The sequence below is a fragment of the Exiguobacterium sp. s123 genome (assembly GCF_018617075.1).
Classification (GTDB): domain Bacteria; phylum Bacillota; class Bacilli; order Exiguobacteriales; family Exiguobacteriaceae; genus Exiguobacterium; species Exiguobacterium profundum.
This window is the reverse complement of sequence record NZ_JACSJL010000004.1, coordinates 270,231-294,162: the sequence shown is the minus strand read 5'-3', so window position 1 is coordinate 294,162 and position 23,932 is coordinate 270,231. Positions and strand designations below refer to the sequence as shown.

The window sequence follows — 23,932 nt, the reverse complement described above, 5'->3', positions numbered from 1 at the left end:
GCCGGGAAGCCGCCCGTCCCGGCGAAGAACTTCGCGAACGCGGTGTCGAGGTTCAGCTTCGCGTTCGCGAGCGCGAGGCTGTCCGCCTCGGCGAGGAACGGGAACAGGGGCTTGTAGGAGGCGGGTGTCGCCGGTTTCCGTCTCGTCACGATCCCCGCTTTCGCCTCCTCACGGATGGCGATCCGGTCCTCGAGCAGCTTGTTGTAGATGAACCGGGCGCAGCCGATCGTCTTGATGAGGAACTCGGCCTGTACCGCCGTCGGGTGGAGCCGGTATTTGTAGCCTTTCAGCATGTCTGTCCCTCCTCCCCTCAGAAGATTGTGATGTGTCTTCCTCATCCGATACCCGTGGAGGGGGATGGAAAATCTGACGGAATCACGAACTTTTGTTCGTCATATCTGTCACAAGGGGAAAAGATGTTTGGACCGGACGATTCATCTCCCACCTACGCTGGGCTTCGCCCCGAGACGCTTAGAGGAGGGAGAATTCTCGCCTACTTCTGTTAAAAGATTTGATTTCCGGCATTCAAACGTCGGCACAGACGGTACGGGATGAGAGTGGCAACGTTTCAGGTATCTCAGAAGAGGTAAATGATGCCTCTCGCCAAATTGCCTATACGATGGAAGAAATCGCAAGCGGTGTTGAGAATCAAAGTGTCTTGACGATGCGTCTTTACGGACATATGAATGAATTTTCGACACTTGTCGAGCAAACGACATCAGACGGAGAACAAGTGAGTGAACAGGCGGAAGTCGTCAGTCGGGTGACGATGGATGGTCTACGTTACATGGAGAGTGCCGTCGACCAAATGACTCACATTCATGCGCAAGTGAAAACATCACAAGGACAAGTCCGCGACTTTGAACAGCAAGCGGACGAGGTGACGGAACTGGTCACGATGATTCGTCAAATTTCACAACAGACAAACTTGCTTGCACTCAATGCAGCGATTGAAGCGGCTCGGGCCGGTGAACACGGAAAAGGGTTTGCCGTCGTCGCCTCGGAGATTCGGAAACTTTCGGATAGTGTCGCTGAGTCTGTCAGTGAAATTTCGGAAATCGTCGGAAGCGTCAAACAAAACTCGATTGCGCTCGGTCAAACCTTTACAGAGAGCATGACGGCTGCAGAGGAAGGGAAAGCGACACTTGAATCGACGAAGCGTGCGTTCACTGAAATCGAACAGAGCGTTCGTCACATGCAACAGTTGACGAGTTCGATGCGTGGCCAACTCGATCGAGTGAAGACGAACCAGGACCACATTCAACATGGACTGTCTGAAATTGCTTCGATTTCAGAAGAAAGTACGGCCGGAAATGAGGAAGTGGCTGCTTCGACGGAACAGATGTCGGCGACGAGTGAGACGATGAATCGTCTCGTCAAAGATTTGTCGAGCACGGCAGAGGACATGCAACGAATGAGTCAACAGTTCAAGTTATAAACAGTCTCACTTCAGACAGACCTCTCGTGCGTCCGCTATAATGGGCGCAAGGGAGGTTTTTTCATGCAACAATTCTCTAGTGAACTGACACAGTTTCGGGGAAGTCATTATGACTTCGGACGATTTCAAGGAAAATATGTTAAGCGCAGTCAATTGCTCGAAAATCGGACAGATCAGTGGAAACTACGCGTTCCGCGATTTGAGATTGATGCCACTGAGGCGAAGGCTGCCTTCGATGAATTTGCTCCAAAGATTTGGGAAGAGTTGATTGGGTTACAAGATGAGCTGAAGCTGTCGCTCAATGACACGTTACTTCATTTCGGACATTTTCGAGTCAACAATCCAATCAGCGGCTGTTCGATTTTGACGGGGGATAACTTTCTCGTTCGGAATTACGATTATCACCCGATGACGTATGACGGTCGATACAACGTCTTTCAACCGGATGACGGGTATGCGGTCATCGGACCGGTCTCTCGTGTCACCGGACGTATGGACGGAATGAATGAAAAAGGACTTGCCATGGGCTACAATTTCATCAATCGTCGTCGACCCGGGGACGGATTTGTCTGTCAAATGATTGGACGAATCATTCTAGAAACATGTGCGACGGTGGAAGAAGCAGTCGATTTATTAAAAGAGATTCCGCATCGCGGGTCATTCACATACGTCGTCCATGACAAATCATCGAAAACACGTGTAATCGAGGCGACGCCTCGAGACATCCAAGTACGGGAATCGAATATCTGTACGAACCATTTTGAACTACTCCAACACGAGAATCGCTATCATCTTGATGATTCGACTCGTCGCATGATGGAAATCAAAGTCGTGCAACACTTGATTCAAGATGCGGAGAGCGCATTCCGTCTCATGAACGACACCGACAAGGGCGTCTTTTCAGAATTGTACAGGAGTTGGGCGGGAACGATTCATACGGCTGCTTATTTCCCTGAAACGCTCGAGACCTGGTTTGCGCTCGGTGGAGACCGTGACCCGGTCATCTTCGACTTCCAAAAATGGCTCGATGGGGAAGATTTCGATCTTCATGCACTTGACGGTGAATTGGCGACAGATATCGAGTTTGCGAATACGGTTCAACTTTGGCGCTGACGTTTGTCAGTGCTTTTTTTAGGAGAAACGGGAATACCCATTATAGGAGGGATGAAAGATGAAACGATTTGGAATCATACTCATCATGCTGACACTTGTTACACTACTCGGAGGTTGTGTTCCGGGTGACGGGACGTACACGACGGATCCGGCAGGTTTTTTCTGGGGCATCTGGCATGGATGGATTGCACCAGTGTCACTCATTTTAGGATTGTTCAATGACACATATCGCGTGTATGAAGTGAACAATACCGGTTGGTTCTATGATTTAGGATTTTACATCGCTGTCATCAGTGGATTTGGTGGATTGACGTTGACACGGAAGAGTCGGGGATGAGTCTGATTATATGAAAATGCCTCATGACGTAGGGGTTCCAATCCGCGTCCGAGGTATTTTTTTATGTTGTTCGATGTAAGTAAAGGAAACGGTTGAAGAGTTCGATATAATGAGTATGGATGATTTTTTTCGAGTGGAGGTGCCATATGCACTCATATGAGTTTCAAATGTATCGGAATTTTGATGAGCTAGCGATTGACTTGATTGAGTTAGCAAAAGAAATAGTACCAGATAAACTAGTCTATCTCACGTCAATTGAGAATGACACCCAACATATACTCAAACTATCCTCACAAGATTCTCCTATCCTACTTGAAGAAGGCATGTCCTTTGATTTGAAGGATACGGTATGTAATCGAATCGATTTCAATCAACGAGAAGTTTTGATGTATGAAGACATCGAATCGCAGATTGAATCGACGCGACTTCAGTCATTACTACGCGAAGTGAACATCAAGTCGTATTTGGGAATCCCGATTCTGACGAAGAACGGGGATATTTTCGGTACGCTCTGTGTCGCCAATCATAAAAGCGCCCAGTACGATTCAAAAAGTGTCCGCTTGTTGAAGCGCGTGGTTCGTATGTTCAGTTACTATTTAGAACTTGAACGTCGTGCCTCACGAGATGAATTGACGGATCTTTATAACCGACATTACTTGTCTAACTATTTTGAGACGAATCCGAATCAAGGTGGGGCACTGTTTTTAATTGATTTAGATGGGTTCAAATGGGTGAATGACACATTCGGTCATGATGAAGGGGACCTCGTCTTGAAAGAAGTGGCGCTTCGTCTGAGACGTTTGATGGAGCCGATACCTGATTCGAGAGTGTATCGTTTAGGTGGGGATGAATTCCTTATTAAAATCGCACATGCGTTATCCAAAAAGACTGTCATTGGGTATGCTGAACAGATCTTGTATGTATTGAAAGAATGGGACGACCATCTCCCGTTATCAGCGAGCATCGGCATCGCTCAATATGATTCCGACGAACAGGCGGACCTCGGTCGATTATTGAAAGAGGCAGACATTGCACTGTATCAATCTAAATCGAGCGGGAAGAACACGTACAAGTTTTATAAATAACGTCAGAAGGCTAAACCGATGGATTGCGATTGGTTTAGCCTTCTGTTTTCGCATTCAGCACCAACGAACCGATTGACGTGAAAGGATCGAATGAAAAACGGGTAGTGATTAAGAGCTCGGTTTGCATCCCGTAACGGCGACCGTATGATAATCACGGGAGTCCGGTCCACGTTGTACCGATACGTCCTTGAATCCGAGGTTCACCGCCGCGGGGATGAATTGATTCCGAACCATCTCGGAGATGTCGTTCCATTCGACATCACCTTTCCCGTCACAGTAGGTGATGACAAAGGTGCCATTCGGTTTCAAGACGCGTTCGATTTCAGACAGAACGGTCGTGACATCTCTCCAGAAATATAGTGTGTGAATGCTGAACACGTGATCGATGGATGCGTCCGTCACCTCGAGCTGATGCAAATCTCCTTGGATCAAGTTGGCCCGTTTTGTATGAATCGAAGCCTGATTGCGCTGTCTTGCTGAATCGATGATTGTTTTAGATCGGTCGATACCCATGACATGTACGTCAGGATGTCGTTGAAGGATGGTTGCCATCGCATCGCCGGCCCCGCACCCGATCTCTAGAACGGTTGTACCAGGTTGAATGTCTAACTGTTCAATCGTCCATTCGACTTCGACCCGGTGTTGGCGTACCATCTTTTCCCCGATATACTTTCCGACGGGACCCCTTGGATTCTCGTATTGACTGTCAATCCATTTCAGTAGCACTTGTGGTAACACATCATCACCTCACTTCGAAAGTAGCTCGATTGTAGCACATCGATGAGACAAAGGAGTCAACAACATGCGTTCATTTTGGATACTCGGCAACCAACTCTCGCACGAGCTTGCGATGCTGAAGGATATGAAAGAAGATGATGTCATCGTCATGATTGAGGCGACGTCGCGCGCGACGTGGCGTCCGTACCATAAACAAAAGCTCGTCCTGATCTTCTCTGCGATGCGCCACTTTGCGGAAGAATTGCGTGATAAAGGATATACCGTGGATTATCATGAGGCGGATTCGTTCCAAGAGGCGTGGGACAACCATGTGAAACAGTACAATCCGGACGAAATTCATATCACCGCCGTCACGGACGAACCGATGGCGAAAAAACTGAAACAGTTCGGTAAGAAACATCACCTTGTCGAACATACGGATGTCCCGCTCTTCTACTTATCAAAAGAGGAAGCGACCGAGACGCTCGGGAATGAACCGTGGCGAATGGATCGTTTTTATCGTTACATGCGTAAGCGATTCGACGTATTACTCGAAGACGGGAAGCCTCGCGGTGGAAAATGGTCATTTGATACGGATAACCGAAAACCACCGAAAGAAGGACTATCGTTTCCATCTGCCATCCATTTCCGTCCAGATTCGATCACGAAAGACGTCATCGAAAAAGTCGAGTCAACGTTCTCGGAGCATCCAGGAGAGGTGACCCCGTTCCATTGGCCGGTCACACATCATGAGGCGAGACGTGCGCTAAAACGGTTCGTAGAAGAGCGTCTTGAGACGTTCGGCCCGTATCAAGATGCGATGATGACGGATGAACCCGAGATGTCGCACAGCCTGTTGTCAGCTGCCATCAATATCGGTCTACTGACACCGCGAGAAGTCGTTGATGCGGCATGTCAGGCGGATGCACCGCTATCGTCGATTGAAGGATTCGTCCGGCAAATCCTCGGTTGGCGGGAATATATGCGCGCCGTCTATCTCGCTGTCATGCCCGGTTATGAAGACGTGAACACGTTCAAGCATGAACGCGACTTACCGTACTTCTTCTGGGATGCGAAGACGGATTTGAACTGTCTGCATCAAAGTTTGAAACCGGTCGTCGCGCATGCCCACAATCATCATATCCAGCGACTGATGGTGCTCGGAAACTATGCGACATTGTTCGAGATTTCACCGCAACAGACGAGCGACTGGTTCAACGAGATGTACATCGATGCCTATGACTGGGTCGTCTTACCGAACGTTCTTGGAATGGCCCTTCATGCGGACGGTGGAAAGCTCGCCACAAAACCGTATGTCGCTTCGGGAAAATATATCGATCGGATGAGTGACTATTGTCGAGATTGTCCATATAACCCGAAACATACAACAGAAGACGATGCCTGTCCGTTCAACGCCCTCTATTGGCGATTCATCGATCGTCACGAAGAACGATTCTCGAAAAACCAGCGGATGAAGATGATGGTCCGCAATTGGCAAGGGCGGGATGATGACGTGAAAGCCGACATCTTAGCGAAAGCCGAAAAGACGTTGACCGATTCCCCGTGAATCGGTTTTTTTTACGTTCTCTTCATGAAACTTAGCAATTCCTTTATCATAGCTTTACAATCATTCGTTACGATAAGAGCTGTGAGACCCCCTCACTCCAAGTGAATAGTTACCGGTAGAACCTTTGAGAGACCAACAGAAGCCCGTACGTTGATGACGTGTCGTTTCTGTTGGTCCTTTTTTGAAGAGAGGATGATTCAAGTGAATGATGCGATTGAACGGATTGGGCAAGAACGGATGATTGCCTCCATCAAAAGTCCAAAACAAATCGAGACGTTTTTACGGACGGATGTGACGACGACGTTTCTCATGATGGGAACGCTCAGTACGCTCGACCGCTATGTGGCGCACTTAAAGCGAGAGAATCGAACGGTCTTCCTCCACGCTGAGCGAATCAATGGCATCAGCCTCGACCGGGACGGAATCGATTATCTTGCCAAACGTGTCGGTGCCGATGGGATTGTCACGACGAAAGCATCCGTGCTCCAGCATGCGAAGCGAGCGGGGCTCTTGACGGTACAACGACTCTTTCTCGTCGACTCGGACGCGGTCACGAGCGGACTCAAGCTCGCAGAGGCGCAACAACCGGATGCGATTGAACTTATGCCGGGTCTGATTCCGAGCGTGGTCGAGAAGATTTCCCAGGAAGTCTCCTTTCCGATTGTGACGGGTGGCATGATTCGTCAACCGATTGATGTGCATCGCGCCCTCGATCATGGGGCATTCGCCGTATCGACCGGGGATGAACGACTTTGGAACGTACAAAGTCAGAAGGAGGAATTAGCATGAAATCGATTCAACTACAACAACTGACAAAATCATTCGGGGAGACGGAAGTCATTCGAGGGATTGACGTGACGATTGAAGCAGGAGAGTTCTTCGCACTCGTCGGTCCGTCCGGCTGCGGGAAGAGTACGATGCTTCGGATGATAGCCGGGCTCGAATCCATCACAAGCGGAACGCTTCGCATCGACGGTGTGGCGGCGAACGGGATGAAGCCGAGTGAGCGTCACTTGTCGATGGTGTTCCAAAACTACGCCCTTTACCCACATATGACGGTGGAGAAAAATATCACGTTCGGTCTACATACGAAAGGACTGACGAAGCTTGAACAGCGGGAGCGTTGCCTACAGGCAGCGGAAACACTCGGGCTCACCGATTACCTGAAACGGAAACCGCGTGAGCTATCTGGAGGTCAGCGACAGCGTGTCGCCTTGGCACGTGCCATCGTGACTGAGGCACCGATTTGCCTGATGGATGAGCCGCTCTCGAACTTAGATGCGAAGCTACGGGCAAAGATGCGTTCAGAGATTCGCCAGTTACAGCGAAAACTCGGATTGACGATGATTTATGTCACTCACGACCAAGTCGAGGCGATGACGATGGCGGACCGCATCATGCTCCTCAATGAGGGGGAAGTGCAACAAGTCGGAAAGCCGCTCGACTTATATAACAAACCGGCGAATACGTTCGTCGCTTCCTTTATCGGGTCACCTCCAATGAACCTAGTTGAGGTCACGCGACAAGAAAAAGGCTGGATGGCATCGGACGGTCGCATCTTCCACCCAAATGCCTTGACGGAAGTATCACAGGCGACACTCGGTGTCCGTCCTGAGCAAATCAAGCCAGCGGACAAAGATGTGACATTTTACGCAGAACTGAAAAATATTGAAGTGCTCGGGACCGAGACGATTCTCGCCTTTGACGTCGGAGGGAACGAATGGTTGGCAAAATGGCCGGGACAATGGCCGCTCACGGTCGGCGAAAAGGTAGCGTGTTATGTGGATTCGAAACAGATGTCGCTATTTGATACGAACGGACAGCGCATCGAGCCACGACAACCGAAACTATTTGAGGCGTTGGAGGTGTTCCAATGACGGTCGCCTTACCGAGAGAGAAAGCCCGGACACGGCTATCTGACGCGGCGAGCGGTCTGTTGTACTTGTCTCCGTCTATCATCTTGTTCGGTGTCTTTCTCGTCTATCCGCTGTTGCGAACGATCTATTTAAGCTTTTTCCGGACCGACACACAGGGGACACCACTCGAATTTGTCGGAGTCGGTCATTACAGCACGCTGTTCACGAGTGCCGCATTTTGGCAAAGCATTCAGGCGACAGTCGGATTCGTCCTTTTGACGGTCCCGCTCACGATTCTCATTGCGCTCGGTCTCGCACTCCTCGCCAATGAGAAACTGAAGGGCATTGGCATCTTTCGAACAGCGTTCTCGGCGACGATGGGGATGAGCGTCGCGGCGTCATCGGTCATTTGGATGTTCATGTACAATCCGTCAATCGGTATTTTCAACCGGTTCCTCGAGGCTGTGGGGGCAAGCGGTGTACAGTGGCTCCTCGATCCACAATATGCGCTCCTTTCCGTGTCACTTGCGACCGTTTGGATGAACATCGGCTTTACGTTCTTGATTCTACTTGGCGGTCTGCAAAACATCGATCGGACGTTATATGAGAGTGCGGACATTGCCGGAACGAGTTATTGGACACAGCTTCGGGCGATCACCATCCCGATGTTGTCGCCGACACTTTTCTTTGTCGGGATCATCTCGCTGATCAACGCCTTCCAGACGTTTGGACAGATTGATTTATTGACGAAAGGTGGACCGACGAATGCGACGAATGTCATCGTCTATGCCATCTACAAAGATGCGTTCATCAACTATAACGTCGGCAGTGCCAGTGCCCAGGCCGTGCTCCTATTCATCGCCGTCCTTTTGTTGACATGGATCCAATTTAAATTGGTTGAAAGGAAGGTGCATTACCAATGAGACTACGGAATGTTGGCGTCTATGTCTTACTCGTCTTGAGCGCCATCGTCATGCTGTTTCCAATCGCCTATGCGTTTTCGATCAGTCTGATGGACGGGAAGGAGGTGCTCCAGGGACATCTCCTTCCACGTGAACCTTCATTGGAAAACTATGTGGCCGCGTTCGAACGCATCCCGATGATGACGTACCTGCTCAACAGTTTGATTGTCGCGCTCCTCGTGATGGTCGGACAGGTCGTATTATCGAGTCTTGCAGCATTCGCGTTCGTCTTCATCGACTTTAAAGGAAAAGGGCTCATCTTTATGCTCTTCTTGGCGACGATGATGGTGCCATGGGAAGCGACGATGGTCCCGAACTTTTTGACGATCCAGTCGCTCGGCTGGCTGAATAGCGTCTGGGGACTGTCTGTGCCGTTCTTCGCACTTGCGTTCGGGACGTTCTTACTTCGGCAACAGTTCAAAACGATTCCGTATGAAATGTACGAGGCGTCCCAAATTGCCGGGATCAGTCGCTTCCGATTCTTTTGGAACGTCGTCTTGCCGGTATCGAAGACACCGCTCGTCACATTGTCGGTGTACAGCTTTTTGACGACTTGGAATATGTACTTATGGCCGCTTCTCGTCACGAACACGGAACAGGCGCGGACGGTCCAAATCGGCATCAAACAGATGCAGTCGAACGAAGTCGCCTCGGATTGGGGCGTCGTCATGGCAGCAGTCATCTTGATTATCATTCCGACACTTGTATTGTTGTTCGCAGGACAAAAGCACTTGCAAGAAGGATTGACGCAAGGCGCTATCAAATAATAGGGGGATATGACAAATGAAAAAGTTAGGATTATTCGCAGGGTTGGCAAGTTCGGTGTTATTACTCGGGGCATGTGGCAGTGAAGAAGCGGCACCCGTCGCGGCGACGACAGAAGACGGAAAGACAGAAGTCGTCTTTTGGCATGCGATGAGTGGGGACTTGGAGACGGCTTTAAACAGTCAAGTCGATGCGTTCAACGTTTCGCAAGACGACTATGAAGTCAAACCGGTCTTCCAAGGAACATATGAGGAAGCGTTGACGAAATTCAATGCGGTCGCCGGTTCGGAAGACGCGCCAGCCATCATGCAGACGTTCGAGGTCGGGACGAAATACATGATCGATTCGAACAAAATCACACCAGTTCAAGAGTTCATCGACAAAGAGGATTTTGACACGAGCGTATGGGAAGAGAACATCTTGAGTTATTATCAGGTCGATGGGAAGCAATACTCGATGCCGTTCAACTCTTCGACACCGATCCTCATCTATAACAAAGAGGCGTTTGAAAAAGCAGGGCTCGATCCAGAGAAAGCACCACGCACATATGACGAGTTGAAAGAGGCGGCGAAGAAGTTGACAACGGACGGTCAGACCGGCTTCACGATGCTCAACTACGGTTGGTTCTTTGAACAGCTCTTGGCCGCACAAGGTGGACTGTATGTCGACAATGACAATGGACGAAGCGGAGACCCGACGAAAGCCGTGTTTGATGGCGAAGAAGGACAGAACGCGTTCAATCTCATCAAAGAGATGTACGATGAGAAGACATTCCTAAACGTCGGTCAAAACTGGGACGACATGCGCGCGGCATTCCAATCTGGAAAAGTTGCCATGTACCTTGATTCGTCAGCAGGAATCCGTACGGTAGCAGACAACGCGGACTTTGAAATCGGCGCATCGTACTTACCGGTACCGACTGAAGCGGAGCGTCAAGGCGTCGTCATCGGCGGGGCATCGCTCTGGATGGGTGATGGCATTGCCGAAGAGACGAAAGAAGGCGCATGGGAGTTCATGAAGTATGTCGCTTCAACGGAAGCGCAAGCACAGTGGCATGTTGACACAGGCTACTTCGCCATCAATCCGGAAGCATACAATGAACCGATCGTAAAAGAAATGTGGGCGAAATATCCACAACTGAAAGTGACGGTCGACCAACTCAGTGAGACGAAACCATCACCGGCGACACAAGGAGCGCTCATCTCGACGTTCCCGCAATCACGTCAAAGTGTCGTCAACGCGATGGAAAGTTTGTATCAAGGGGTGTCGGTCGAAGAAGCATTGAAGCGTGCGGCCGATGAGACAACTTCCACCTTGGGGCAGTGACATGTTGATTTACGCACATCGCGGCTATAGCGCCAATTACCCGGAAAATACATTGTCCGCGTTCGAGGCAGCTCTTCCCTATGTGGACGGAATCGAGCTGGACGTACAGCTATCGAAGGACGGGCGTCTCGTCGTCATTCATGACGAAACCGTCGACCGGACGACAAATGGAACGGGATGGGTGAAAGACATGACGCTTCAGGAGTTGCGCCAGTTGAAGATTGACGGCTATGAACGCATCCCAACGTTAGAAGAGGTGCTCGGACTGATTGAACGAAGCAACGTCACCCTGAATATTGAATTGAAGACGGATCAATATGCGTATCCAGGGATCGAACGTCTCGCTTGGTTTGCTGTCAACGAGTTTGAACTCGGTGACCGTGTCGTGTTCTCCTCATTCAATCGTGAAACGCTCGTCCGAATGCGAGATGTGGCACCAGTCGCCCGGCTTGCAGTGTTGACACTCACGGGTGAGTCGGACACCGTCTCGTTCGCTGAAACGATTCGGGCCGAGGCGATTCACGCCCAGCCTGCATTTATCGGTTCGAAAGCATGGGATCAGATACAACAGACGACGCTCGAGACACGGCTCTACACGATTAACGATGTGAAGGACCTGCCCCTGATAGCGGTTTCGGCCATCATGACAGATGAGGTTGAACGGTTTACAAAATGAGTACAACAAACCCCGCTTTCACTTGAAGCGGGGTTTGTTCATGTCATGATCGGTTGTGGTGTGTCATAGGTCGAGACAACAACTTGATTGCGCCCTTCATGTTTTGCTTGATAGAGCGCCGAATCCGCAAGATCGACCATCCGCTTGATGGGAAGCGAGGTCCCGTGTGCGACCCCGACAGACGTCGTGATTTGAATCGGTGGAAAATCGTTCAAGTGGAATAGTTCACCAGCAATCCGTTCTCGTATCCGGTTGGCCACTTTGTCTACCTTCTCTGGCGTCAAGTCGTACATCAAGATGACGAATTCTTCGCCACCGATTCGTGCGACAGTGTCATGGGCACGCGTCTCGACTTTTAAGATGTTGGCGAACTGTTGTAAGACGAGATCACCGTTTCCGTGACCATATGTATCGTTCACATGTTTAAAATGATCGATATCGAGCGCGAGTACATTGTACGTCCGATTCTCTTGCCCGATGGAAGCCGTATATCGATCCCACACACGTCGATTGTATAGACCGGTCAAATGGTCTCGTTCAGACGACTGTTTGTACTCGATGGCACGGCGGGTCGTCTGTTCTAAATCGATGGTGAGGATACTCGAGAGTAGACCGACGAGCATGCCAATCATCCAAATGGACAAGACGAGGGATACATAGGCTGTGCTCCAACCCATATTGATATAGACGGCAATCGAAATAATGAAGAGCGCCCATACGTTCAAAAAGATACTCTGTAAGAAGAGTCGCTCCCGAAGCAGCCGATGAATCCAGAGCATCCCGATGCTGACGATGAACGTCGCGATAAACGCAATCACGGCCTGCTCGGTCATTCCGAACAAAAATCGTGTACTGGCGATGACAAGTGTCGCAATGAATAAAGGAAAACGAGCACCATAAAAAGCAAGCAACACGAGCGGTAAGTGACGTAAATCCACACGGACCATATCGTTAGCTTCTACGGCGTTATACATCAAAAACAGACCGAGTGCACCGGCGAGTATTCCAATCACAGAACTACGAAGACGGTACGAATTAAAAAGCGAAGAATGATAAATCTTCGAGATGATATAAAATCCGGTGAATGCGACACAAGCATTGAGCAACAAGACGGTGAGCGTCATTCCTTCACGACCTTTTCGATAGACTATACATTAACGGTAGCAGTCTTCAAATAATTGTCAATCTGAAGGTGTGTAAATGTTCATTATCTTTTCACGCTTTCTTCTTTGTTCCTCGAAACGCAAAAAACATAGCGATACCAATTCCAATGCCGAGCCACCAATTATCGAGGGTGAGCCCGAAAACGACGGCGAATACGACGGCGACGGGAATCGATAAGTAGCCACGTTGTTTCATCTTCATTTCCTCCTCTCTTCGACACTTCTTTATTCCCAAAAGGTAGACACTTCATTCTCAAATTGAGGTAAGACAAAAACGTTCGACCGAGTGAACTACTCACCACTTATTTGCTTCACAAATTGAAGTGGGAGCTTCTTGGGAAGACCGTACTTTTATTAGCCACGATTGTTTACCAAGCTCGTCGGGTGGTTCCCACCCTGAAGGAATTCGTTTTAGTTTGCCAACATCAACAGGTTGATGCTCGCGTTGATGTCACGGTCATGATGCGCGCCACAGGCACACGTCCATTCACGGACATCCATCGCCTTCTTCTCGCCTTTTACACCGCAAGTGGAACAGATTTGAGTGGATGCGAACCATTGATCCGCCTTGATGAGCGTCCGTCCGTAGAAGTTTGATTTGTATTCGAGTTGCCGGACGAACTCGTACCAACTGACATCTGCAATCGATTTGGCGAGCTTATGGTTTTGCATCATGTCCTCCGACTTCAATGTCTCCACGACGATGACTTGGTTCTCGTCAACGATCCGTCTTGACAGTTTGTGAAGGAAGTCCTTGCGTTGGTTGGCGATCTTTTCGTGTTTCTTGGCCAAAAGTAATTTGGCTTTTTCACGATTCTTGCTTCCGATCTTCTTTCGCGACAGCGCCCGTTGCGCCTTCTTGACCTTCGCCTCGGACTTACGAAGGAGACGTGGGTTTTCGATTTTCTCCGAGACCATCGCATCGTTCGTCATGACGGCGAAGTGCTCCAAACCGAGATCGATCCCGACCTTGTTCTCGGCTGGGATCCATGGTGCATCGTCCTGTTTGACGAGGAGGGAGATGAAGAACTTGCCCGTCTTGGTCATCGACACCGTCGCCGACCGGATGACGCCCTCAAACGAGCGATGTTGTTCGAACTTCACGAAGCCGATTTTAGGAAGTCTCACCTTGCCGTTCTCGATGCGGATCGTACCGTGCTGGTTGTTCGTCGTGTAGGAGGCGCGCGACCGCCGTCTCGATTTGAAGGCCGGGAAGCCGCCCGTCCCGGCGAAGAACTTCGCGAACGCGGTGTCGAGGTTCAGCTTTGCGTTCGCGAGCGCGAGGCTGTCCGCCTCGGCGAGGAACGGGAACAGTGGCTTGTAGGAGGCGGGTGTCGCCGGTTTCCGTCTCGTCACGATCCCCGCTTTCGCCTCATCGCGGATGGCGATGCGGTCCTCGAGCAGCTTGTTGTAGATGAACCGGGCGCAGCCGATCGTCTTGATGAGGAACTCGGCCTGTGCAGGCGTCGGGTGGAGCCGGTATGTGTAGCCCTTCAGCATGTCCGTCCCTCCTCCCTTCCGAAGATCGTGATGTGTCCTCCTCATCCGATACCCGTGGAGGGGAGGGAGAATCTGACGGAATCACGAACCTTTGTTCGTCACATCTGTCACAAGGGGAAACGAGTATTGGACCGGGCGATTCATCTCCCACCTACGCCGGGCTTCGCCCCGAGACGCTTAGAGGAGGGAGAATTCTCGCCTGATTTAGTTAAATCAGTCGAACGAAACCGAATGTTTAGGGGATGGCAGCAATGGACAGCTCTGTCTGGTATGAAGCTCGATTGTAAAGGTGGTGCCTTCTCCGTATACCGAGTCCGCATGAATTACCCAACCGTGGGCTTCGGCAATTCGTTTGCAGATTCGTAGACCGAGACCTGTTCCTTTTATGGCTTGGTGGGCGGCGGATTCGACACGGTAATATTCATCAAATACGTAGGGAAGTGCTTCTTCTGGAATCCCAATCCCGGTATCGGATACAGATAAAGTTACCGTGCCAGCACTTTCAAATACGCTCGTATGGACCGTCCCGCCATCAGGAGAGTACTTGATGGCGTTACCAATGAGGTTATGGAGCAATTGCCGTAACTTTTCTTCATCTGCTTGAATCAAGACATCATTCGTTTCAAACGTCACCGTATGAAGCGAGGAGGTCGTCTGATAGCTCGACATGACATCCTCTAAAAGAGGACGGAGTGCGAACGTCGTCACGGTCAGTTGATCAGCCGTGTATCGTTCTTTTTGATAATCGAGGAAGTTATCGACGAGCCGCTCCAGCCGTTCCGATTCTTGTTTGACTTGTGTTAGCATCTGATACGATTTTTCCGAACCTTGATGGCGTGTCATGAGTAGCTCCGTATATCCATGGATGGCAGTCAATGGCGTGCGGAAATCATGAGACAGTTCGGCAAGGAAACTGTCTTTACGTTCTTCAAAGCGGACGGCTTCCGTTTGGTCGCGCCACATGATGAAAACGCCACGTGGTGTCCGCGTGAAGTTGAAAATCAAATGTAGCGTCTTGTCATTAGAACGCAGACGACGTGAAGTCATCCTTGGATCCGTTTCGGTCGCACATTCGAGCAATTCCTGGATGAGGTGCATGACTTGTGCGGAATCCGCCCCATGCTGTTCCAACGTGGTATATACATAACGAGTCAATGTTTCCAATGTGTCAAAAGATTGTGTTGTCATAGAAGGGTACCATTGCCGAAGAGAATCATTCGAATACAGACGACATCTTGAGAAATCGATATAACACATCGCATCCTGTACTTCTTCCACGATGGAAGCGATGGAGAACGTATGGCGTTGCTGTTTTTGACGAGCGGAGCGTTTCTGCCTAATCCTATGGAATCGGCGCATGGACCTACCTCCTCGCGAACATTTGTACATGCATTCACAACTAGTATACGACATTTGAGAAGGAATCCCTATACAGGCAATAGTCCTAGCAGAAACGTATCGAAATCAGGACGGATACAAAACACCTCTCCGCTGATAGAACAGAGAGGTGTCGGTCATTCGGTCACGTTTACTTGTCCCATCATCCCATTTTCTTCATGCTCGAGGATGTGACAATGATACATAAATGTGCCGGTTTTCGTGAAGGTGATTTCAATCTTTACTCGTTCATCCGGAGCGACGGCTACCGTATCTTTCCACCCTTTTTCCTGATCGGATGGTGGGTTGCCGTCTCGACTAATGACTCGGAACTGGACGCCGTGGATGTGGAAAGGATGTGTCATCCCACCCATCATATCCGGCTTATTTTCAATTTCCCATACCTCGGTGTCTCCGCGTTTCGCTTCGATGTCGATACGCTCCGGATCATAGGTCTTTCCGTTGATTGAAACCATGTTACCCATTCCAAAAAGGGTGAGGCGGCGGTCTGCTGTCTCATCTGTCAAGCGCTCCATCGTTTCGGTCACCGGAATCTTAATGGACGCCTTGTCAAGTTCACCGACACGAAACGTGGTGAATGTCACCCCGTCCGCTTTTAAGGCGGCGACATCTTCAACTTGTGAAAAATCAATCAGTACCTCGGCCCGTTCACCTGGTGTCAACGTGAGGGTCTCTAAGGGAATCGGGCGTTCTAACGGCCCTCCGTCTGTCGCAATCTGCGTCATCTCGGCCTCGTTAGATAACGTAAAATCAAAATCGCGCGCATTCGAACCGTTGACTAGTCGCACTCGTAACGTCTCGGTTTGAACGTCGAACGTCGTGTTGATGGCTCCATTCGCAAGAATGGTATCCCCCGTCGTTCCATCAACGTTCATATGGGCATCATAATCCAACTCACCGTTCGGCGTGAAGAGTCGATCTTGTACGATGAGCGGGATGTCGTCGACTCCATATTCATTCGGGAGACCGTTCTGTGCATCGTCGGTCACATAAAGAAGACCGGCGAGCCCTTTATAAACTTGTTCGGCTGTCAATCCCATCGGATGGGGGTGGAACCACAGTGTACTAGGTTCTTGATCGATGTCGAGTCGAACTTGTGCCTGTTCACCTGGTGCGACGGTCTGATGAGGTCCCCCGTCCATGTCGGCAGGGATGACGAGTCCGTGCCAGTGGAACGTTGTCGGTTCATCCAATCGATTGATGGTATCGATTACGACTGTTTTTCCTTTCGGTAACTCGATCATTGGTCCGAGTAAGTCTCCATTATAGCCGAACGTTTCCGATTTCTTGCCGTCTTTGAAAAATTGTGACGTGCCTTTAGTTGCTTCCACCGTATAGTAGACCGTGTCTCCCGTGACACGATTTGGCTGTAAGGCAGTCGGAATCGGAAGCGGCTGTGTCGGTTCATCCGTTGCTTGGAGCTCTTGCATCGCTCCGTGTCCCATCGGTCCGTTATTGCCACCCATTCCATTATCACCCATCATGTGATCATCCATCTGACCCGTTGCCGAATCGTTTCCCATCATATGATCTTGGTCCATATTGTTGTTATGGTTCCATGTCCCGTTGAAAAGGACGATTAGTAAAACGAGGATGCCTCCAATTAAAATCCCCGTCAACAGAAACCATATTCCTTTCGATTTCATGCTATAACACTCCTTCATTGTTCAGTCCTCACTTTGTTGTACCACCTAATTGTGAAAGAAACATGAAAGTCCAAATCTGTTTAATCGCATACCGAATAGAGGTATACAATCCGTGTAAAGGAGAGGATGAATGATGGAACATGCACACGATCAACACCATGGACATCATGAGGAGAGTCACGAGTCTCATCATGGCGGACACGGACACGAGCATATGATTGACGATTTCAAACGACGTTTCTTCGTATCGCTCGGGCTGATGATTCCGATTTTATTGTTATCGGACATGATTCAAGAATGGCTGCGGTTTGAACTCGATTTTCCGTTTGAAAAGACAATCTTATTTGTATTGGCGACGATTGTGTATGTATACGGCGGGTGGCCGTTCTTAAAAGGAAGTGTGGAAGAGTTAAGAGAGCGTAGCCCGGGCATGATGATGCTTATTGGCTTGGCGATCAGCGTCGCTTACTTTTATAGTGCAGCTGTCGTCTTTGGCTATGGAAGCGGACATGACTTCTTTTGGGAACTCGCTTCATTGATTGTGATCATGCTACTCGGCCATTGGATTGAGATGCGTTCTGTCATGGGAGCGTCGAACGCGTTGGAACAACTCGTGCAGCTTCTACCGAACGAAGCGCATCGCATCAATGGGGAAGAAACGGAAGACGTTCCTATCTCTGAACTGAAGGAAGGAGACCGAATCCTCGTCAAACCGGGGGAGCAGGTACCCGTGGACGGGAAAATCATCAAAGGACGAACAACCATCGACGAGTCGATGTTAACCGGCGAATCGGTACCGGTCGAAAAAACAGAAGGTGAAGATGTCATTGCGGGTTCGATCAACCAAGAAGGGAGTTTGACGATTGAAACGATTGGTACGGGAGAAAGTACGTACTTGTCAAAAGTGGTTGAATTGGTGAGTGAGGCACAAAAATCGAAGTCGCGGGCTCAAAATCTGGCGAACCGGGCGGCAAAATATTTGTTCTATATCGCAATTGCCGCTGGGGTCATCACGTTCACCATCTGGTTCATGCTCGGCTACTCAGTCGGGACAGCGATCGAACGGATGGTAACGGTCATGGTCATCTCATGTCCCCATGCACTTGGACTGGCGACACCCCTGGTCGTCGCCGTCTCGACAGCATTATCGGCAAAACAAGGTCTTCTCATCCGCAATCGGACTCAATTTGAAGAGGCGCGTCGACTCGATGCCGTCATTTTCGATAAGACCGGTACGCTGACGGAAGGGAATTTCGGCGTCACGGACATACAGGCGAACTCGCCTTATAAGGAGGAAGACGTGTTGCAACTCGCAGGAGCAGTTGAGCGTGAGTCGCAACATCCTCTCGCGCAAGGGATTTTAAGAGAAGCCGAGAGACGGGAATTGAAACTGGCGGCTGTCGACGACTTCGGTTCGATGACAGGTGTCGGATTGGAAGGAACGGTTGACGGTGCGCATATACAAGTCGTCAGTCCGCGACATATCCGCGATCAACACATTCAAATTGATGAGGAGACGTTTGCACGACTCTCGGAAGAAGGAAAGACCGTCGTCTTTGTTTTGAAAGACGGAGAATGGGTCGGGATGATTGCGATGGCCGATCTGGTGAGGGAAGAAGCGAAAGAGACCGTCGAGGCACTTCATGAAAAAGGCATTCGCTCGATCATGTTGACGGGTGACAACGAGAAGGTCGCGCATTGGGTCGCGGGTCAGCTCGGTATCGATGACGTGTATGCCGAAGTATTACCGGACGACAAGGCGAACCAAGTGAAAGACGTCCAAAAAGATGGCAGCAAAGTAGCGATGGTCGGAGATGGAATCAATGACGCACCTGCCTTAGCACAAGCGGATGTCGGCATCGCAATCGGGAGCGGGACAGACGTTGCCGTCGAAACGGCAGATATTGTCCTCGTCCGCAGTAATCCGAAAGATGTCCTATCGATTTTGGAGCTTTCACAGAACACGTATCGTAAGATGATTCAAAACTTGTGGTGGGCAGCCGGGTATAACATCGTCGCCATCCCGCTTGCTGCAGGCGTTCTGGCTCCGATTGGAATCATCTTGTCCCCAGCCATCGGTGCCGTCTTGATGAGTTTAAGCACAGTTATTGTCGCAATCAACGCTCGACTTTTGAAGATTTAACATTTCTTTCACCTTTAGTCAGTATGCTAGACGGGATGCTAGAGATGGAGGGATCAAGATGAAACGAATGTTGATACTATCACTATTCCTGACTCCACTGCTTTTAACGGCTTGTGGAACGGAAGAAGCACCGTCGGACACGAGTCAATCCGAGAACGTGACGACAACTACAAAAGACGAGTGGCAGCGTGTGAGATCCGATGAAACGGTTTCTCATATTCACGGGGCTGGATTTTGGCAAGACGATAACCGTCCGGTCATTGCAACGCATGCCGGATTGATGGAATATCGTGAAGATGGCTGGTATACACTTCCGACGAATCGTCATGACTATATGGGATTCGAACTCGTCGAGGATGGATTTTATGCAAGTGGTCATCCCGACCGACGTACCGACTTCCAAAATCCACTCGGTGTGTTATACGGGAAAGACCATGGCATGACATTAGACGTACGGGCACTGGAGGGAGAGGCAGACTTTCATTACATGAGTGCGGGTTATGCGACGGAAATGTTGTACGTCTACCTTGAGGAAGCGACGTCAGAGCTAGAACCTGGATTCTATCGTTCGGACGATGGCGGAAGATCGTTCGAGTCGATGCGAGGATCTGGGGTAGAGGGTGAGCAGGTGGCAGGGATTGTCGCCGACGCGACGGAAGCGGAGCGGGTCTTCTTATACGGACCGTCCGGTATCCTCGTTTCGAAGGACTTTGGAGATTCGTTCGAGCCACTCGTTGAATCAGAACAGGTGATTACGGTCGGAGCGGATGAGGGGCAGTTGGCATACGTACGACAGACAGATGGTTCTTTCGAAGGGGTTCGTTTCAATCTAGACGATGAGTCTACAGAGACGTTCGATCTTCCAGAGTTTCAAGCGGATGCTGTGCCGATTAAATTGGCGATCAAAGAGGAGCGCATGCTGCTCGTCACATCTGACAATAGCGTATATGAGCTCATAGACGAGAAGTGGCAGACACAACTTGATGCAGGTGAACTCGACTGACGAAAGACGCCTTTCCATTACTGGAGAGGCGTCTTTTTGCTGAGTGGTAGGGCGACGGTGAACGAGGTACCTGTTGTATCCGAAGATACCGTCAACGTCCCACCATGCCGTGTGACGATTTGCTTGGCGATGGCGAGTCCGAGTCCGCTTCCACCAGTTTGACGAGATCGTGATTTTTCAACACGGTACAGACGGTCGAAAATGTGTGGGAGATCTTCTTCAGGAATTCCCTTTCCGTCGTCAGTGATGGTCAAGACGAGATAAGCGTCTGAAGTATTAGAATGAAGTGAAACATGTGTCGCCTCACTATGCTGAATCGCGTTGTGGGCAATGGACCGGAAGACCTGAAGCATGCGATGTCGATCCAATGTGAGCGTGATGTCTGCTTGTTCTATGTTCGGAGAAGCAGCGAACCGAATCGTCGTCATTCGGAACATCGTATCGAGCATTCGTCGTAAATCCTCACAAAACGTCGTGACAGAAACTTCTTCTCGATGTAACAAGAACGTGTTTTCGTCGAGTTGAGCCAATTGAAACGCATTTTCCACCAGTTCTGTGAGCGAACGACTCTCATCTAAAATTGTCTGGATGGATTGATTGCGTAGCGGTTCGGGTGTGCTTTCTTTCGAAGCAATCTCGGCATATCCCCTCAAATAAGTGAGAGGGGTCTTGATTTCATGTGAGAGATCGGACAAAAATTGATGTCGTTCGCGACGTAAGCGAGCCAACTCCACGGACATGGCCTCGATGGAGCGAGCCAACTCACCGATTTCGTCAACGCGATTCGTTGGTAGCTGTAGGTTATCGGGATTCGTCAGTACGTTCTCGGTCGCTTGTTTCAGTGACTGAATTGGTTTCGAAATGAGGCGGCTCAGCAGGATGAAGGTCAGCACGGTCGTCACCAGTGCGATGGTCGTGATATACAGAAATCGCAACTGAAGGCGATGACTGATTCCATGAATGATCTCAGTCGGTAAAAACATGTAGACGTACCCATACCGTGTATCGAGATCATCCGTGATCGGCGTACGAACGCTTAAATACGGCTCGTTTTCCCAGTCGTCCTCTAGAACAGTCGTATCATCGAATGGACCTGCACGTCGTTTCGTTTCGACGGTATCGACCAGTACCTGTGGAAAAGAACGGGACGTTTGAAGAAGATCATGTGCTGGGTCAGTGATGGCAACTTTTGTGTCCGTCTCACTTTCCATGGTAGCCACATGACCGATTGTCTCTTCGGAAAAGTTCATCGCCAATACATTCGCATGACTCTCAGCCCGTGATTCTAATCGATGGACTTCTTCTGTCACGCGTTCCCCAAGTAGTGTGTGGTAAAGGAGCAAGAATAAGACTCCTTCAATCAACAACGTAGACAACAGGAAGACGAGGCTGATTCGGAACGGTAAGCTATTACGACTGCGTCTCATCCGGAACGCTCCTCGGTCCATCGATACCCACGTCCCCATACCGTCTTCAAATAATCATCGATTGGAAAGCCTGCGTCCCCTAACTTTTCTCGAATCATGCGTATGTGTGCATCGACTGTACGGGGGTCAGATTCGGCAGAGTACGGCCAGACGAGATCATACAAATCTAAGCGATTGAACAAACGATTCGGGTGCTGAAGAAATAGCTTCAAGATGGCTGTTGCTTTTGGCGTCAGAATGATTTCCTGTTCTTCATATAAGATGCGCCCACACTCTTCATCGTAACGGAGTGGACCGTATTGTAGGTTAACGACCCGACTTCTTCGCAGGACGGCTCGAATTCGAGCGAGCAACACATTTCCATCGAACGGTTTGGTGACGTAGTCATCCGCTCCGGCATCTAGCCCTTGAATGGTGGTCTCGTTGTCTGAACGTGCCGTCAACAAGACGATGGGTAATGCCGGATCCATCGTTTTCAACTGACGACAAAGTGAGATGCCGTCCACTTCCGGCATCATAATATCTAAAAGGATGAGGTCCGGTCGCTCTTCAATCTTATCGAGTGCGGAATCGGCATCATTTGCCTCGATGCAAGCATACCCATCGCTCTCAAGAAACAAACGAATCAAATGTCTCATTTTTTCTTCATCGTCTACGATGAGAATCTTCATCTTGTATTCCTCCTTCCTCTTATTATTATCGTTCCGTGTGCTTTGCGTGATTTCCTTCCATGGCGAAAAGAGTCTGTAGTTGTTCACGTGCGCGTTCGACGTCTCGACAGTAAATGACGGGTACTCTCGCGTCAATCGGTCGATCCGTGACGATGGCTACTGCACCATTTCGGATGGCGGCCCTCACTAAATCGACGCCACGTTCATTGATTGGGCGCTTGCATATATATAAAAACATTTTATTTATTTTTTCTGGTGTCGTTCCGATTCCGCGAATTGTCATTTTTTCCGGGTGATCGAGATAAGACCAAGATAAAACAGAATCAAGTGTTGCCAGTACGTCACGCAATGTCCGCTCTTGCATCATCGTTCTCCTTCCTTGCATGAACTCAATTTCACTAGTGTACCCGATGTTTGTGAAAAAGAAGTGAAAAGCGTTAAGAGTACGATTAGACCGAGAAATAGGCGGGTTTGAGTATAGAAGAAGTAGGTAAAAGAGTTTTTATACGCACAATAAGAAAGGATGAATAAGATGAAACAGTACGGTAAATTTGGAATCATGATTGCGGTCTCGACATTCATTATGTATTGGCTCATGTATTTGAACGTGTTTCAGTTCAATCATATCTTCTTTAGTCAGACGAGGTTGTACATGGCACTCATCATGGGATCGGTCATGGCGTTCGTCATGCTTCTCTTCATGTGGGGGATGTATAAGAACAAAACAGTTAACTTTATCATCCTAGGGGTCAGTGCTCTCGTCTTCAGTGCCTCGCTTTGGCTCGTACGTAGCCAGACGACCGTCGATGATGTCAGTTGGATGAAAGCGATGATCCCTCACCACTCGATTGCCATTTTGACAAGTGAACGCGCTGAAATTGAAGACCCACGCGTGAAAGAATTGTCTGAAGAAATCATCAAGGCACAGCGCCGTGAAATTGAAGAGATGAAGCGATTGATTGAAGATTTAGAGGATGAAGAGGAGAACGCCGAGGAAAATCGTGAGTAACAGACATGCACAGTCGAAAACGGCTGTGCATTTTTTGTATGTTGAAAAGGAAAAATAAAGAAAGTAAGTTATAATTTGTTTTCCTTTATTTGAAATATAAATGACATATTTGTCGGTTCGTTTTGGTGGT

At 49.5% G+C, this 23,932-nt stretch carries 24 protein-coding genes; 14 read left to right on the top strand and 10 right to left on the bottom strand.

What is annotated here, in order from left to right:
- Positions 1 to 293, bottom strand: a 293-nt coding sequence (locus tag KNO72_RS09500) for a helix-turn-helix domain-containing protein (protein WP_214757973.1), incomplete at its 3' end; no start/stop codon positions are given.
- 218 nt (positions 294 to 511) lie between these two features.
- On the opposite strand from KNO72_RS09500, the gene KNO72_RS09495 reads away from it, so the two are divergent.
- The 4 genes from KNO72_RS09495 (at position 512) to KNO72_RS09480 (ending at position 3,973) form a co-directional block, all read left to right on the top strand.
- Positions 512 to 1,438, top strand: coding sequence for a methyl-accepting chemotaxis protein (locus KNO72_RS09495; RefSeq protein ID WP_251028313.1), 927 nt, complete (start codon positions 512 to 514; stop codon positions 1,436 to 1,438).
- A 63-nt stretch (positions 1,439 to 1,501) separates the two neighbouring features.
- Positions 1,502 to 2,551, top strand: a complete 1,050-nt coding sequence (locus KNO72_RS09490) for a C45 family autoproteolytic acyltransferase/hydrolase (protein ID WP_214757970.1) — start codon at positions 1,502 to 1,504, stop codon at positions 2,549 to 2,551.
- Positions 2,552 to 2,609: 58 nt separating this feature from the next.
- Complete coding sequence (locus KNO72_RS09485) at positions 2,610 to 2,888, top strand: hypothetical protein (RefSeq protein WP_214686241.1); 279 nt, start codon at positions 2,610 to 2,612, stop codon at positions 2,886 to 2,888.
- A 146-nt stretch (positions 2,889 to 3,034) separates the two neighbouring features.
- Positions 3,035 to 3,973 carry a sensor domain-containing diguanylate cyclase gene (locus KNO72_RS09480; RefSeq protein WP_078147644.1) on the top strand — a complete coding sequence of 313 codons (939 nt, stop codon included), beginning with the start codon at positions 3,035 to 3,037 and terminating at the stop codon, positions 3,971 to 3,973.
- 108 nt (positions 3,974 to 4,081) lie between these two features.
- Here KNO72_RS09480 and KNO72_RS09475 read toward each other — a convergent pair whose 3' ends face one another.
- The gene (locus tag KNO72_RS09475) at positions 4,082 to 4,711 is read right to left on the bottom strand and encodes a class I SAM-dependent methyltransferase (RefSeq protein WP_214757967.1); all 630 of its coding nucleotides are present in this window, start codon (positions 4,709 to 4,711) and stop codon (positions 4,082 to 4,084) included.
- A 64-nt stretch (positions 4,712 to 4,775) separates the two neighbouring features.
- Between KNO72_RS09475 and KNO72_RS09470 the strand changes: the two genes are divergently transcribed.
- The 7 genes from KNO72_RS09470 to KNO72_RS09440 all read left to right on the top strand — a co-directional run bounded on the left by KNO72_RS09470 (position 4,776) and on the right by KNO72_RS09440 (position 11,842).
- Complete coding sequence (locus KNO72_RS09470) at positions 4,776 to 6,257, top strand: cryptochrome/photolyase family protein (RefSeq protein WP_214757965.1); 1,482 nt, start codon at positions 4,776 to 4,778, stop codon at positions 6,255 to 6,257.
- Positions 6,258 to 6,458: 201 nt separating this feature from the next.
- Complete coding sequence (locus KNO72_RS09465; protein ID WP_371328159.1) at positions 6,459 to 7,046, top strand: glycerol-3-phosphate responsive antiterminator; 588 nt, start codon at positions 6,459 to 6,461, stop codon at positions 7,044 to 7,046.
- Positions 7,043 to 8,134, top strand: a complete 1,092-nt coding sequence (locus KNO72_RS09460) for an ABC transporter ATP-binding protein (RefSeq protein WP_214687531.1) — start codon at positions 7,043 to 7,045, stop codon at positions 8,132 to 8,134. The genes KNO72_RS09465 and KNO72_RS09460 overlap by 4 nt, the downstream gene beginning before the upstream one ends.
- A complete protein-coding gene (locus tag KNO72_RS09455; protein ID WP_214757963.1) occupies positions 8,131 to 9,036 on the top strand; it encodes a carbohydrate ABC transporter permease in 906 nt (301 codons plus the stop codon). The genes KNO72_RS09460 and KNO72_RS09455 overlap by 4 nt, the downstream gene beginning before the upstream one ends.
- A complete protein-coding gene (locus KNO72_RS09450; protein ID WP_214757961.1) occupies positions 9,033 to 9,842 on the top strand; it encodes a carbohydrate ABC transporter permease in 810 nt (269 codons plus the stop codon). Before KNO72_RS09455 ends, KNO72_RS09450 begins: the two co-directional genes overlap by 4 nt.
- Positions 9,843 to 9,858: 16 nt before the next feature.
- Positions 9,859 to 11,166 (top strand): ABC transporter substrate-binding protein, encoded by a 1,308-nt coding sequence (locus tag KNO72_RS09445; RefSeq protein ID WP_214757959.1) that lies wholly within the window; start codon positions 9,859 to 9,861, stop codon positions 11,164 to 11,166.
- The gene (locus tag KNO72_RS09440) at positions 11,138 to 11,842 is read left to right on the top strand and encodes a glycerophosphodiester phosphodiesterase (RefSeq protein WP_214757957.1); all 705 of its coding nucleotides are present in this window, start codon (positions 11,138 to 11,140) and stop codon (positions 11,840 to 11,842) included. Before KNO72_RS09445 ends, KNO72_RS09440 begins: the two co-directional genes overlap by 29 nt.
- A gap of 38 nt (positions 11,843 to 11,880) precedes the next feature.
- On the opposite strand, the gene KNO72_RS09435 is transcribed toward KNO72_RS09440, so the two are convergent.
- The 5 genes from KNO72_RS09435 to KNO72_RS09415 all read right to left on the bottom strand — a co-directional run bounded on the left by KNO72_RS09435 (position 11,881) and on the right by KNO72_RS09415 (position 17,549).
- Positions 11,881 to 12,966, bottom strand: a complete 1,086-nt coding sequence (locus KNO72_RS09435; protein WP_214757955.1) for a GGDEF domain-containing protein — start codon at positions 12,964 to 12,966, stop codon at positions 11,881 to 11,883.
- A gap of 91 nt (positions 12,967 to 13,057) precedes the next feature.
- Positions 13,058 to 13,201, bottom strand: a complete 144-nt coding sequence (locus tag KNO72_RS09430) for a hypothetical protein (protein WP_026825140.1) — start codon at positions 13,199 to 13,201, stop codon at positions 13,058 to 13,060.
- A gap of 215 nt (positions 13,202 to 13,416) precedes the next feature.
- Entirely contained in the window at positions 13,417 to 14,505 is a 1,089-nt protein-coding gene (gene tnpB / locus KNO72_RS09425; RefSeq protein ID WP_214757953.1) for an IS200/IS605 family element RNA-guided endonuclease TnpB, read from the bottom strand.
- A gap of 213 nt (positions 14,506 to 14,718) precedes the next feature.
- Positions 14,719 to 15,864, bottom strand: a complete 1,146-nt coding sequence (locus KNO72_RS09420; protein ID WP_214757951.1) for a sensor histidine kinase — start codon at positions 15,862 to 15,864, stop codon at positions 14,719 to 14,721.
- A 155-nt stretch (positions 15,865 to 16,019) separates the two neighbouring features.
- The gene (locus KNO72_RS09415) at positions 16,020 to 17,549 is read right to left on the bottom strand and encodes a multicopper oxidase family protein (RefSeq protein WP_251024882.1); all 1,530 of its coding nucleotides are present in this window, start codon (positions 17,547 to 17,549) and stop codon (positions 16,020 to 16,022) included.
- A 130-nt stretch (positions 17,550 to 17,679) separates the two neighbouring features.
- Between KNO72_RS09415 and KNO72_RS09410 the strand changes: the two genes are divergently transcribed.
- A complete protein-coding gene (locus KNO72_RS09410) occupies positions 17,680 to 19,692 on the top strand; it encodes a heavy metal translocating P-type ATPase (protein ID WP_214757949.1) in 2,013 nt (670 codons plus the stop codon).
- 58 nt (positions 19,693 to 19,750) lie between these two features.
- On the top strand, positions 19,751 to 20,695 hold the full coding sequence (locus KNO72_RS09405) for a F510_1955 family glycosylhydrolase (protein ID WP_078147630.1): 945 nt from the start codon (positions 19,751 to 19,753) through the stop codon (positions 20,693 to 20,695).
- A 17-nt stretch (positions 20,696 to 20,712) separates the two neighbouring features.
- Here the strand turns inward: KNO72_RS09405 and KNO72_RS09400 are convergent, their stop codons facing one another.
- From KNO72_RS09400 to KNO72_RS09390, 3 genes are read right to left on the bottom strand one after another with little or no spacing between them, the layout of a single operon-like run.
- A complete protein-coding gene (locus KNO72_RS09400; RefSeq protein WP_214757948.1) occupies positions 20,713 to 22,122 on the bottom strand; it encodes a sensor histidine kinase in 1,410 nt (469 codons plus the stop codon).
- A complete protein-coding gene (locus tag KNO72_RS09395; protein ID WP_214757947.1) occupies positions 22,119 to 22,793 on the bottom strand; it encodes a response regulator transcription factor in 675 nt (224 codons plus the stop codon). The genes KNO72_RS09400 and KNO72_RS09395 overlap by 4 nt, the downstream gene beginning before the upstream one ends.
- Positions 22,794 to 22,818: 25 nt before the next feature.
- A complete protein-coding gene (locus KNO72_RS09390) occupies positions 22,819 to 23,160 on the bottom strand; it encodes a hypothetical protein (RefSeq protein ID WP_214757946.1) in 342 nt (113 codons plus the stop codon).
- 165 nt (positions 23,161 to 23,325) lie between these two features.
- On the opposite strand from KNO72_RS09390, the gene KNO72_RS09385 reads away from it, so the two are divergent.
- Complete coding sequence (locus tag KNO72_RS09385; RefSeq protein ID WP_074035791.1) at positions 23,326 to 23,802, top strand: DUF305 domain-containing protein; 477 nt, start codon at positions 23,326 to 23,328, stop codon at positions 23,800 to 23,802.
- Positions 23,803 to 23,932 lie beyond the last annotated feature (130 nt).